The sequence below is a fragment of the Fenollaria sp. genome (genome assembly GCF_057222035.1).
The window spans coordinates 460,265-473,773 of the sequence record NZ_JBXXYC010000001.1; the positions used below are offsets into that span (position 1 = coordinate 460,265).

Genomic DNA, 13,509 nt, shown 5'->3' on the forward strand with positions numbered 1-13,509 from the left:
TTAATGAGCAAAATTTTGAAATTCAAAAACAGCGATGACGATATAAATAAAAATAAATCATATACACAAATCATAACGACTAAGCCATACTGCTTCACTTATGCTAATTATAAAAGCGGACTTATTCTTTCTTATATATATATAAATGGAAAAGCTTATGAGGTTAATAGTTATTACGAAGCGTATGAGACTTTGCTTAAGGTTCTTACTTATTATTATAAAGATAGCATAGACATGTATTTTGATGAGAATAATCTTTCATCTACTAAGAGCTCTGATTTTAAAAGGCCTTACAAGCTTGTGAATGTCTACATAGAAACGAGCTATGCAAGCAAGAAGATTCTTAAGATAATGGATGATCTTACAAGGATTTTTAATATGAAATATTATTTGCTCTCAAATAAAAAGAAAATTAGAACTAATAGTACTAATGACAAATACAAAACTTGGCTTTCGTATTCAAGTTTAAGTAGCGATGACGATGCTCTTCTTAAAAAGATGAGTGAAGATGAAATTAAAAATAATTTTGCGACTGACCTAGTATTTGGAACTGCTGGTCTTAGAGGTAAGCTTGGTCTTGGCACAAATATGATGAACGTATATACAGTTAAACTTGCTGCCAAAGCCATCGCCTTAGTATTAAAAGAAAAGTTTGATGCGCCATCTGTAGTTATTGGCTACGATACAAGACATATGTCTCGTGAATTTGCTCATCTTAGCAAAAACATTTTCACAAAAGAAGGTATTAAGGTTTATCTTTTTGATGATGCATTGCCAACGCCTTTCGTAAGCTATGGCATAAGGCATTACAAAGCCTCTGCTGGGGTCATGGTAACTGCGAGCCACAATCCAAAAGATTACAATGGCTACAAGGTCTATAACGAGCACGGATCGCAAATTCTTGAAGATATGGCTGAGCTTGTTCAAAGTAAGATGAAGACTGTAAATTTTGATAATATTTCTATTACAGATAATAATGAAAATTATCTTAAAATGATTGATGATGAGTTTTTTGACTCTTATTATAAGGATCTCTACTCTATTAAACTTGATGTAGATATGGATAAAAATTTAAATTTTGTCTACACACCTCTCAATGGTACTGGTCTTAAGCCAATTGTCAAAGTGATAAAGGATTTTGGCTTTAAAAATTATCATATACCTAAAATTCAAGAGCATCCAGACCCTGACTTTACTAGCTGCCCTTACCCTAATCCTGAGTTTAAAGAAGCTTTTAACGAGGCGATAAAGCTGGCTAAAGAAAAAAATGCATATGCGATATTTGCTAGTGACCCTGACTGCGACAGAATCAATATGGCTGTGAAGAAAAATGATAATTACGTAATTTTAGATGGCAATAGGCTTGGCGCGCTTATGCTTGACTTCATTCTTAATCATAAAAAGGCCGAAAAAACTTCATATCTTGTTAAATCAATCGTTACATCAGATTTTGCAAAAGCCATTGCCGAGGACCATGGTCTTGAGTCTAAAGATGTTTTGACTGGTTTTAAAAACATTTGTAAGCTTGCTAATGACTTTGAAAATGTGAGTGACAAGCACTTTTTCTTCGGCTTTGAAGAAAGTATCGGCTATGTATATAAAGATTTTGTTAGAGACAAAGATGCTGTAAACGCTTTTATGATACTTATTCAAATGACTTCTTATTATAAAAAGCATGATATAAACGTCTTAGACCACTTAAATGAACTATACAAAAAATATGGCTACTTTGTTCAAACGCAAGAGTCCATAGTCTTCGAAGGACTTGATGGCAAGGACAAGATGGATAAGATTATGGATAATTTTAGAAATAATTATAAGAGCGAGATAGGTGGACTTAAATTTATTAAAAGGATTGACTACTTAAATGACGAAACTGGCCTTGATAAATCGAACGTACTTAAGTACTACATCGATGATTACTCATGGATAGCGATAAGGCCATCTGGCACAGAACCTAAGATTAAATTCTATTTCTCTATAAGAACAAAAAATGAAGACGAGGCGGAAAAAGAATTAGATAGAATTAAAAATATATTTTTAGAAAAAATTAAATAATTTTACAATGTAAAAGGCTATGAGTCAACTCATAGCCTTTGTCTTACTTATGCAGCTTATTTATTTTGTAATTGTAATAGTTTTATAAGCATATCAAGTGTATAAGCAAGTTCGCCTCTAGTAAATTCAGATTCAGGTGCGTACTTGCCTTTTGGCTCAACTTGAAGTAGTCCAGTCTTTTTAATCGCTATAACTGCTTCTTTTGACCATTGTGGTAGGTTTTTAAACTCATTTTCATCTACGCTAACTACATCATATAATTTTATATTATTTGCCTTAATAAGATTGTATAGCATAACTATAAACTCTTGTCTAGTAACTTTCTTTTCTGCTTTAACAGTTCCGTCACTATAGCCGTTTATTATGCCTTTAGATGTAGCCCACAACATAGATTCGTAATACCACTTATCATTTTCTAAATCGGTAAATGTATTCACAGCGTTTATGTTTTTGTCTAAAGATATAGTCATGAATACTTTTGTTACCATGGCTCTATTAATGCTTAAATCTGCTTTAAACTCACCATTGCCCATGCCTTTTAGAACGCCTCTTTCTACCATGTTTCTTATAGCTTCATCTTTTGGCTCATTTGAAACGTCTTTAAGATTAACTTCTTGTTTAGGGTATTCGATTATAATACCTTCTTCCTTCTTTGTTTCAATAGGTTTAGTAGAAAGATTTTCTTGAGTTTTATTTTCAATAGGCTTGGAGCTAGGTGTTTCTTCCTTAACTTTTTTCTCTTCTGTAATTTCAGTTTTTGGTCTAGGTCTGTATGGCCTAATTGGTCTTTCATCATCTTCTGGTAATGGTAATGGCCTTGGCTCTGGTCTTGGCTCTGGTTGTGGCTCTGGTTTCGGTTCTGGCTGTGGTTCTGGTCCTGGTTGTGGACTTGGTCCTGGTCCTGGCTGTGGACTTGGTCCTGGCTGTGGTCCTGGTTGTGGATTTGGTTCTGGTTGTGGCTCAGGTCCTGGTTGTGGACTTGGTCCTGGCTGTGGTGCTACTCCCTCTTCTTTTTCCCATTTCGCATAAACAGTTGTATCTGTGATAGGTCTTTCTGAGTTAAAATCAAAATTTTCCCTACATTCTTTATCTTTACACCATCCAATAAATTTATAACCATCTTTACTAGGATCTGGATTTGGTTTTACCAGCCCATTGATTGATGAAGAGTCCACTCTTACGGTTTGATCTTCAATCTCTGTGCCGCCAAATGTTTCAAATTTAATTGTTGATACAATTTCAAGACCATATGAAGCGCTCGCGCCAGCATCTTCACTATATAATACGTGAAGTCTTAAATCTTTATATCCTCTTGCTGAAATAATAATCTCATCATCTCTTTCAAAGAAAGTTTTATTTGTAAATACAAGATTTAAAATATCTTGTCCGTTCATATCTTGTCCTGCTTCTTGAGTAAATAGATAATTATTTATATCTCCACTCTTTCTTTTTATACTTATTTCTCTGATAGCATCAAGATATTCCTTGTCGCTTGGCTTATATGCAATGCTGTGCTTACAATTTTCTTTAGTATAAGATGAATCTTTTGATTCTATTTCTTCTAGAATTGGTTCAGAAGGATCTTTTGTGTTAAGCGATAAATCATACCACATAGCCTTAAGCTCAATATCTTTATCTAAAACAATCTTTTGACCTGGACGTAATTTTTCATTATCTAATTGCCAATAATCAAATACTTTTCCATCCGGAGCTATAAATTTTGCTTCAGGTACAATGAAGTCTTCATTTGCATACGCTTTAGCATCTTCCATAGAACCACTAGCTTCGCCAGGATTGAATTTTACATCAAAGCTTTGATCTGCTAATTTCTTCCATAGAGCTTTTATTGTTATATTTTTAGTAATTTGATATTGATGTCCTACCTCTGTTTTTTCATTCATATATTCCCAACTATCAAACTCCATACCTGAAGGTGCTGTAAAAGTACATTCTGGAACTGTAAAAATTCCTCCATTTTCAACTTCTACATCTTTCATTTCTCCACTACCACCATTTTTATCAAAAGTAACTTTATAAACTACCTTTTTACCTTCAATATTTGCACTTATTCCATAATAGACATCATTTCCGACAAGGTTATCCATTGTTATTTTTATAACAACATTTTTATATTTACTTGAAACAATAGTTATAGTATCATCTTTATCTAATTTTTCAGTAAATGAAAATTGTAGTTTTTTATTTGGATTAGATGCGAAATCTGTAGAGTCAATGCCTTTAACATCAGTTATTTCACTTATCTTTCCTTTGTGATTTACAATAACTTTTTGGGCTGATTTTAAATACTCATCAGATTTGTTATCATTAGAATAAGTTATAAAATGAGTAAAATCATTTACATTTGTAGTCATTAAAAGTGGATTTGGCATTATAGGGTCAAGTTTTTCTTCTTGTGGATTTTCATTTTTCTTATCTTTCCAAAGAGCTTTTATTGTTAAATCTTTATCTACTTTTATTGTATCTGATACATTTTTTCTTTCATTATTTACTTGCCAAGCATCAAACTCTTGATTGTCTGGAGCTGTAAATGTACACTCTGGTAATTTATAATCTTCATTAGCTTTTACTTTTACAGCTTGCATTTCTCCGCTACCACCGTTTTTATCAAAACTAATTGTAACTTGTTTCACTTCTTTATCAGATAATGTATTAACCTTGGCTCCTATCATATATGTTCCTTTAGTTTCAGGTTCATCCCAAGCACTGTTAAACATTTGGAAAGAATTAATTCCATCTTTACTATCATCCATTCCAAGTGCAATTTCTCCATCTAGTTTTGTAAATGCAATGTAATAATCACCATTTACTTGAACGTTTGAAATAGAAAGTTTATTCCAGCCTTCTTTTTCGAATGTTAAATCTTTTGAAAATAAAATATTACCAGGAAGTTCATCTTCAGTATTTTTATCATAAATAGAAATTCTATATTTACTATTAGTTAAATCTACATTTTTAGTTTTTGTAATAAAATATGAAATTTCTTTTATATCTACAAGTTTATCATTTGAAATTTTATTTGCAAACGCTCTATCCTTTAGGTCCATTCCTGAAAGTGTAGTTGCGTTTTCATCTGTATAACCTACATTTAACTGACTTTCTGGATAAACTTTTTCTAAAAACATAGTTACAGTTCCAGTTCCAGGAATTTTAATATTTTTTTCTAATCTTTTATAACCATCGCTTGTTGCAACTAAAGTGTAATTTCCAGATGTTAAGTTTGTAAATCTAACAGTTTCTCCATTTTCTTCTGCTAAGGGTTCTAATTTTCCTTCTTTATAAAGTTTTACATTTCCGTTTATTGACTCATAATCAGAATCTTTTACATTAACTGATATAGAAACTTTTTTAAAATTATCTAAATAAAAATCTTTATTTACATCATTTGTAAGGTCTATAACTTCTTCTTTGTCCTTATAGCCATCTGCACTAACTACTACAGTATATTTACCAGCCGGAAGCTTTATACTAAATTTACCTGTTCCAGCTTCTGTATTAACAGTTTTTCCTGTTTCTTTAATTGTAATTTTCCCAACTAATGGAAGTATATCTTTTTTTGCGTTTTCTTCACTTAAATTTTCCATATTTAAAAGCTTAAATGGAGATATATTGTCATTTTTTACATCTTTAGTATTTATAGTAATATCGTCAATATACCAACCTCCGCATTGCTCCGGATCTGTATTTCCTTTATCACTTCCTGCATCAAGAACAAATTTAACTTTAAATTTATCTGTTAAATAATCTTTTTTAATTTCAACACCATTTGTAAACCAAGCATGTTTTATATGCTTATCTACTTCACTTTCATCTAAAGTATAAACTTTATCCCAAGTTGTTCCATCATCTTTTGAAAAATAAATTTCTCCTATATCTTGATTATATGAACCATAATCATCAGTTTTTCTTTTTCCACTTGAACCAAACCAGTTTTGATAATAAAGCGTAGCATCTTTTAAAGTTGACAAGTCCATACTTGGAGAGATAAGTGAATATTTTGTGTTAGGCTTTCTATAATCATTTAAATTTGTCGCCCAAACATTCATACCGTCATTTTTACCTAATGATTGATTAATAGTAGGTTTTTTATAGTTTATACTATATTGATCTCCATATTCTAATTTACCAAAATCCCATTTTGTTTCTTTATCACTTTCTACACTAGTCCATCCATCTTGTTCTTTTTCAAAATCAAAACTTTTGAATTCTTTCCCTTCTGTAAAAGTATGAGATAAAATTTTAGAAGGTTCACTTTTATTTTCACCAATCTTTGCAACAGCATAGTAATAATAAGTTCCTTTTTGTGGCTTTGGAGTATCAACTAAATCAATAGAATATTTTCCAAATCCATTTTTAGAATCTCCCTTTTCAACTTTTTTTATAAGTTCAAAAGGTCCATTTTCATTTGTTGCTCTATATAATTCATAAGATGTAATCTTTTCATTTTTTATAGGAGAAAATGTGTAAGTTAATTTACCATCTTTTTTATCTTTTAAATTTAAATCTTTACTTGGAGTTTGTGGTATTTCTTTTGACGCTTCTTCTATTTTTATATCATCAATATACCAACCATTACCACTACTTTTATATTCTCCATTAGGTCTAAATCCAAACATTACACAAATTTTCTTACCCTTGTAAGCTGAAAGGTCAATGTATTCATCAGCCCACTTTTCTTTTGAAGAATTTTTATAAATTCTTTTTAATTCCCATTTTAAATTATCTGGATCACTATCTTCTTTAGCTTCTGCAATCCAAACCTCAGCAGTATCAAAAAAGGCAGATTCGTAATTTCCAAGGTCATAAAAATGTTTAAAACTTAAAGCCGGATTTCTAGTTTCTTCTGTTAAATCTATTGGAGGCATAACAAAAATAGAATTTCCACGAACATTTTTATAAGGTTCTATCCCTATTAATTTTTTATTTGCTTCATCTTTTTTAATATTTCCCCATTTAAATAATTTTGATTGTCCACCCAACTCAAAACCTGAAGTATCTTTTTCAAAATCTTGTGTATAACCAATTCCAATTCCATTTTGAACTTCAAAAGAAATTTCATCGCTCTTAGTTATTTTTTTATTAATATCTGTAGCTTCGATATAATATTTTCCATTTTTAACATTTTTAAATGTACTAACTGGAACATTTATACTATAATAACCGGAAAGTCCATTTCCGTTTTTAAGTTGCATATCATAAGATTTATATTCACTACCAACATTTAAATAAAGTTTTACACTATCGACTCCAACATTATCTTTTACATTTGCATCAAAAGTTGTTTTATATGTTGTAAAAATCTTACTAATCGGAGTGTGATTTATAACTGGTTTTTCATTATCCACTCCATTTGTAAGAATACGACCTTGTAAAAGTTTCATATTTGAAATATCTATATCTTTTCCCTTTTTTTGACCTACAGAAAGCTTAACTGCATTAAGAGCATCAACTTTTCCATGCCCATAACCATGGTTTGGAGTTGTTGTATAGTTATTGTCTTTTAAAGGTGTTGCAGTTTCATTTAAAATCTTTTCAATTTGATCAACACTTAAATTTGGATTAGCTTTAAGCATCAAACAAACAACACCTGTAACATGAGGACTTGCCATAGAAGTTCCAGTATAAATTGTATATTTTCCATTTGGAATTGAAGATAAAATATTAACTCCAGGCGCAACAATATCCGGCTTAAAATTTTCTGTATAGTTAGATTTCCCTCTTAGAGAAAATTTTGCAACTATTTCATCTTGTCTAATAGCTCCAACTGCATAAGCTTCTGGATATGAAGCAGGTGTCCCTATAGAATCCTCCCCTCCATCATTAAATTGACTTACATTCCCTGCAGAAAATACAGGAAAAATTCCTGCTTCTCTCCATTTTTTAACCATATCTTGATAAAATCCATCTGTTGAATTACCACCCCATGAGTTATTTACAACTTTTGGAGCCATTTCTGGATGAGGTGTACCATTTTCATCTTTAGGTGCCATAATCCATTCACCAGCTTTTAAAAGCTTAGCATTATCTGTTTCACCATTTGAATCAAAAACTTTTACAGCCATCCACTTAGCACTTGGACAAACACCTAAAAGAGAGTTTTCTCTTTGGCCCAAGATAGTTCCGCAAACATGAGTCCCATGTCCTCTATCATCATAAGGTTCTTCTTTATCTCCAGTCTTTTCAGTTACAACATTATACCAAGAATATTTTTTTAAATTTTGGTCATTTCCTCTATAATTATTTTTAATTGCAGGATGACTTCCATCAACACCAGAGTCAATGATAGCTACAACCACTTCGTTATTTGACGAGCTTGCAAGTTCTTGAGCCTTATCAGCAGCAATAGCTTTTAAATTCCATGGAACATGCTTTCCGTTTGCTGAGTTCATTGAATAAGTTCTTACCTCAGGTGCGTTCTTTTCTTTTTTATCAGCTTTTATCTTTTTATTTAAAACTATCTTTTCAACTTCACTTCTTTTAGCTAAACTAGATAGTAATGATTTTTTAGCAATTACATTAATACAGTTTATTATATGAAATGACTCGTAAAATTTGACTTGTCCTGTTTCTTTTTCGCTTTCAAGTATATCTACTATGCTTTTTTGTGAGTTTTCAGCAAGTCTTTCAGATTGTTCGACAATCTCCTCTCTGATTGCGTCTTGAATCTCTTCTTTGGATTTTCCATAGCTTTTGTTTTGAACAAAGCTATCTATCCTAGAATAATCAAGTTCCTTGTTTAGTTTAATAATTGCGTCTACGAATTCATTATCGTCTATCTCTTTAAGTTCTACGAGTTTTTCTTCATAGCTTTGCGCATTATTTTCAATTGCAAAAACATCTACAAAGCTTGTTAATATCATTCCTAGAACAAGAAATACAGATAAAATTCTTTTAATTTTGCTCATATTTTACCTCCTATGATAATATTTGTTAGCAAACGCTAACTTATTAAGTCTAGCATAGATATTATCTTTTGTCAATAAAAAACGCTATCACGATAAGACATATATTTTTGAAATTATTATTTTTTGGAAGATTGTATAATTAACTTAGCCACCAAATAAAAAATCCTATATAAAACACAATTTTGTGCTTTATATAGGACATCTTTTACTATTAACTTAATCATCTATAAGGGCATCTAGCTCTTCAAGTCGATCTATCCAAGCTAGATCATCTTTTTTCTTTTGCTTTTTATTTTTCTTTTGCTTTGCAGTATTTTTATCACTAAACAAAGATAAAATTAATATTATAGGGAAAAAGGCTATCATGAAGATTATCTTAACTAAGCCAATTAAGATTTTGATAATCATAAGCCTACTTCTCCACTACTTCCGAAACATTATCGCGCTTAATTACTTCAAAGGTCTTGTCACCTATGTTTGATAGATATTTTGAGTGCGTAACCATAATTATCTGCCTCTTAAAGCTTTCGCTCACCTTGGATAAAAATTCAGCAACATTGTAGATATAATCTTCTGAAACGAATTTTGCTGGCTCATCAAGCAGTATCGGCCCTTCAATCTTGGGATTAAATACTTCTATCATCGCAAAGCGAAGCGCAAGTGAGATGATGTCAACGTATCCCCCGCCTCTTTGCTCTTGCGGATCTGTAAGAACTTTCTCGCCATCTACTTCATCTTCTAGAAAGAAATCGACAGCGACTTTACCATTGATGCTCTTCTCTTCAATCACGAACTTGCTTTGCGAGGCAAAAATTTCATGAAGTGCGCCTGTAACCATGCTCTCGATGCTCTTAATTGCTTGTTTTCTAGCGTAATCACTAGTTTTTTCTAAAAGCAGCTTCGTTTTTTCGAAGACCATGTTCTTCTCGTCCAATAGCTCTGCTTCTTTCATAAGTGAAGCTTTTTTCTCGAGAAGCATCTCCCTCTTGGTTTTATCTTGCAAAATTTTATTTTCTAGAGACTTATTAAATTTTTTAATTCTATCGATCTCTAAAGCGTAATTAATCATTGTCTTTTAAAAGCTCCTCTGCCTTTGTAATATCTGTAGCTATTTTATTTTCTAAATTTTTTATCTCTGCTTCAAGGTTTTCAGGCTCTATGCCAAGCGCTTTTATCTCTTTAATGATGTTCTCCCTATCATTAAGAAGAATGTTTAGCCTCTCCTCATACTTTACCTTATTTAGTTTTGCCTTGTCTAAACTGTCTTTCAAGGCCTCAAGTCTATTTGTATAATCCATAATATCACCTTTTATAAATATTCTTTCACAATCAAGTCGATGTGTGCCTTGTCAACGTCTGAGTTGCAATATGGGCACTTCTTTAGCTTGATAAGTAGTTCTGTGTATTCTTTTAAGTCTTTATTTAAATTGTCATCGTTTTCCTTAATGAAGTACTTACCTTTTTCAATTGACCCATTTAATTCGTTTAAACGTTTTTTTAATTCATTAAGCTTATTAAATGCATTTAAATTTTTGATTATGGTATTGTCTATATCAAGCTTTTCTGTTATATTTTTACTTTTCTTGTAAATGGCTTCGGTTTTATCGATATCTAATTTTATCAAAGCTAGTTTATTTTGATAAGATTTATATTTATTTAAAATTTCATAAGACTTAGAAATATTTTCTATAAGCGCTTCGTTGGATAAAATTTTATCGAAATCCTTTATCTTTTCAATTAAATAGTCTTTATTTTTCTTGTTCTCATCAAGTTTATTTTTAAGTGAATTTATTAAATTTAGTTTTTCTACTGATTCTTCTATATTTTTTGTAAGTGTCTCTCTATCTTTAAGTAATTGTTCTTCTTTTTCTATATCTTTATATATTAAAATTTTTTCATCAAGCTCTTTAATTTCTTCATTTATCCTCTTGATATCAGACTTTTGAGATTTTATATCCTTGTTTGTATCATCAATGGCTTTGTCAACTACATCTAAATTATACATCTTACCGATAAGAGCTGACTTTTGTGTCGCTGTATAGCTAAACATGAAAGGTCCATCATGCTGAAACTGTATATTGAAGTTGATGTCACTCGCCTTATCAAGCGTAATCTTTTTTATCTTCATCACGTTTGATACTTCTGGTGGAAGCCCTGTTCTTAAGCTATTAAACTCTTGAACTTCGCCAGTCTTCTCATTATATATGATATATAAATTTTCTTTTTTCGAACGCTTTCTCTCAACTGAGTAATCATTATTAAAATAAATTCTGACAGATACAAAATCTTCGTTATTTCTAAGCATACCAAGTCCTTGCGGTTCATTGAAAAATACCCAGCGTATTGCTCTTAGTATCGATGTTTTGCCGTTGTCAGATGGTCCGACGATTACGTTTAGTCCATCCGCAAAATCAAGCGAAGTAAATTTATGCGATTGAAAATTAATTAGATCTATCTTTTTAATCTTGACCATGAATATCTTCCTCCGCCTTCTCTAAGCGCTTTTTTGCCTCGTCTATAACTTCTTTTTCAACGCCTTCTGCCTCAATAATCTCTTCTAAAACGCTGTAGTAATCGTACTTATCAAAGTCTGCCGCTTCTTTTATGGTGTTTTCAAAATTAAGAACTTCTAATTTATCATTCTTATGCTTTTCGATATATTCTCTGTCTAAAACTTCATAGCCAGGTTTTGCGCACTTCACATCAATAAGCTTGATATCTGGTTTTAGGTCATCATTTATCTCGATTAGAGCGTACTGAGGCATCCTCTTGTACTCTTCAGTCGTGTTTGAGCACCTTGTAAGCGAACCAGGATTTAAAAATATTCTATCGTTAAGGCTTATTATGCCAAAGCCTGTGTGGTAGTGACCTGATAATGTTAAATCCGCCTTAGTGTTGATTATATCGGTAACAACAGTGTGTTCTATCTCTTTTATAAATGGTTTTTCTAATAGCATGCCATGAACGACATTTATCAGAAACTCGCCATCTTTTTTATCATATTCACTAAGTAGATAGGCTTCTTTATCTTCAGCGTCCATCTTGTATATATATGGTGTGCCAATAATTTTAACTCTATTGCCATTAGAAAATTTTTCTTCAATAGTATTTTCTCTATCAAGCATCTCAATAGCGCCAAATGATTCGAGTAGACCTAGGTGCGTTCTTGGAAGCGTATCTGGATTACGGCCATATATATCGTGATTACCGCTAACCACATAAAATTTTATATTATTCTCTTTTAAATAAAAAAGAATCCTATTAAATTTGACAAGACAAATAGTTGAAACGGTTGGAGTATCAAAAAGATCTCCACCGTGAACTATAAAATTGGCCTTGTTTTCAACTGCAAAATGAGCAGCCTCGTCAATCTTATTAATTACCGTTTCAAAATAATTATCAAGTCTATTTATAGGATTTTTTTCTTTTATATGTGTATCTGTTATAAATACAAATTTCATTATATCAACTTTATTCTTCTGTATTTTCTTCTGCTTCTAAAGCTTCGTCTTCTTTTTTACTTGCTTCTCTAACCTTTAATTCTATCTCTTCCATAAGTTCAGGTTTTTCTTTGAATAATTGTTTAACATTTTCTCTTCCTTGTCCAAGTTTTTCCCCATTGTATGAGAACCATGCGCCAGCTTTTTCAACTATACCTCTATCAACTGCAACGTCTAGGATGTCGCCTTCCTTAGAGATGCCTGTTCCATACATAATATCAAATTCAACTACCTTAAATGGAGGAGCAACTTTATTCTTAACAACTTTCACACGAACTCTGTTACCTACGATGACATCTTCTTTTTTGCCAACAGCTGTCTCTTCTTTTTGCTTGATTACATCAAATTTTCTTATGTCAAGTCTAACTGATGAATAGAATTTCAATGCCTTACCACCAGTAGTTGTCTCAGGGCTACCAAACATGATACCAATTTTTTCTCTTAATTGGTTAATGAATACTACTGTTGAATTTGTTTTTGATATAACACCTGATAATTTTCTCATCGCTTGTGACATAAGTCTTGCTTGTAAACCGATTGTTGCATCACCCATAGCTCCTTCAATCTCAGTCTTAGGTACAAGTGCTGCAACCGAGTCAACAATAACTAAATCAACGGCGCCGCTCCTAACAAGTGCTTCTGCTATGTCAAGACCTTGCTCGCCATTATCCGGTTGAGATACTATAAGTTTATCGATATCAACTCCCAAGTTTCTTGCATATTGTGGGTCCAAAGCGTGTTCTGCATCTATAAAAGCAGCTGTGCCGCCTCTTTTTTGACATTCAGCAATAATGTGTAGTGTTAATGTAGTCTTACCACTTGATTCTGGTCCGTAGATTTCAATGATTCTTCCCTTAGGTATACCGCCTATACCTAAAGCCATGTCAAGTGATAAGCATCCAGTTGGAATGCTTTCAATATTTAGCTTAGCGTGATCGCCAAGTCTCATTATTGAACCTTTACCAAAATCTTTCTCAATCTTTTTCAAAGCTTCATCAAGAGCTTTTTCTCTTTCGTTCATGTCCATT

General features: G+C 31.9%; 8 protein-coding genes. 1 reads left to right on the forward strand and 7 read right to left on the reverse strand.

The genetic code is table 11. The features are described from left to right. Positions 1 to 3: 3 nt before the first annotated feature. Entirely contained in the window at positions 4 to 2,058 is a 2,055-nt protein-coding gene (locus tag AC2UOP_RS02330; protein WP_484832485.1) for a phospho-sugar mutase, read from the forward strand. Positions 2,059 to 2,114: 56 nt separating this feature from the next. Here the strand turns inward: AC2UOP_RS02330 and AC2UOP_RS02335 are convergent, their stop codons facing one another. The 7 genes from AC2UOP_RS02335 to recA form a co-directional block, all read right to left on the reverse strand. Then, on the reverse strand, positions 2,115 to 8,981 hold the full coding sequence (locus tag AC2UOP_RS02335; protein ID WP_484832486.1) for a S8 family serine peptidase: 6,867 nt from the start codon (positions 8,979 to 8,981) through the stop codon (positions 2,115 to 2,117). Between the two features lie 216 nt (positions 8,982 to 9,197). After that, positions 9,198 to 9,389 (reverse strand): hypothetical protein, encoded by a 192-nt coding sequence (locus AC2UOP_RS02340; RefSeq protein ID WP_484832487.1) that lies wholly within the window; start codon positions 9,387 to 9,389, stop codon positions 9,198 to 9,200. Positions 9,390 to 9,393: 4 nt separating this feature from the next. Next, on the reverse strand, positions 9,394 to 10,050 hold the full coding sequence (locus tag AC2UOP_RS02345; protein ID WP_019213695.1) for a P-loop NTPase family protein: 657 nt from the start codon (positions 10,048 to 10,050) through the stop codon (positions 9,394 to 9,396). Next, positions 10,043 to 10,279 carry a hypothetical protein gene (locus AC2UOP_RS02350; protein ID WP_484832488.1) on the reverse strand — a complete coding sequence of 79 codons (237 nt, stop codon included), beginning with the start codon at positions 10,277 to 10,279 and terminating at the stop codon, positions 10,043 to 10,045. Before AC2UOP_RS02350 ends, AC2UOP_RS02345 begins: the two co-directional genes overlap by 8 nt. 11 nt (positions 10,280 to 10,290) lie before the next feature. Then, positions 10,291 to 11,454, reverse strand: coding sequence for an AAA family ATPase (locus AC2UOP_RS02355; RefSeq protein ID WP_085840078.1), 1,164 nt, complete (start codon positions 11,452 to 11,454; stop codon positions 10,291 to 10,293). Then, positions 11,441 to 12,442 (reverse strand): metallophosphoesterase family protein, encoded by a 1,002-nt coding sequence (locus AC2UOP_RS02360; protein WP_484832489.1) that lies wholly within the window; start codon positions 12,440 to 12,442, stop codon positions 11,441 to 11,443. Before AC2UOP_RS02360 ends, AC2UOP_RS02355 begins: the two co-directional genes overlap by 14 nt. A gap of 10 nt (positions 12,443 to 12,452) precedes the next feature. Continuing rightward, complete coding sequence (gene recA / locus AC2UOP_RS02365) at positions 12,453 to 13,502, reverse strand: recombinase RecA (protein ID WP_484832573.1); 1,050 nt, start codon at positions 13,500 to 13,502, stop codon at positions 12,453 to 12,455. Between the last annotated feature and the right edge of the window lie 7 nt (positions 13,503 to 13,509).

Coding starts and splice junctions, on each gene's coding strand:
- AC2UOP_RS02350 (WP_484832488.1), bottom strand. CDS start 10,279: ATGGATTATACAAATAGACTTGAGGCCTTGAAAGACAGTTTAGACAAG.
- AC2UOP_RS02335 (WP_484832486.1), bottom strand. CDS start 8,981: ATGAGCAAAATTAAAAGAATTTTATCTGTATTTCTTGTTCTAGGAATG.
- AC2UOP_RS02330 (WP_484832485.1), top strand. CDS start 4: ATGAGCAAAATTTTGAAATTCAAAAACAGCGATGACGATATAAATAAA.
- AC2UOP_RS02340 (WP_484832487.1), bottom strand. CDS start 9,389: ATGATTATCAAAATCTTAATTGGCTTAGTTAAGATAATCTTCATGATA.
- AC2UOP_RS02360 (WP_484832489.1), bottom strand. CDS start 12,442: ATGAAATTTGTATTTATAACAGATACACATATAAAAGAAAAAAATCCT.
- AC2UOP_RS02345 (WP_019213695.1), bottom strand. CDS start 10,050: ATGATTAATTACGCTTTAGAGATCGATAGAATTAAAAAATTTAATAAG.
- AC2UOP_RS02355 (WP_085840078.1), bottom strand. CDS start 11,454: ATGGTCAAGATTAAAAAGATAGATCTAATTAATTTTCAATCGCATAAA.
- recA (WP_484832573.1), bottom strand. CDS start 13,502: ATGAACGAAAGAGAAAAAGCTCTTGATGAAGCTTTGAAAAAGATTGAG.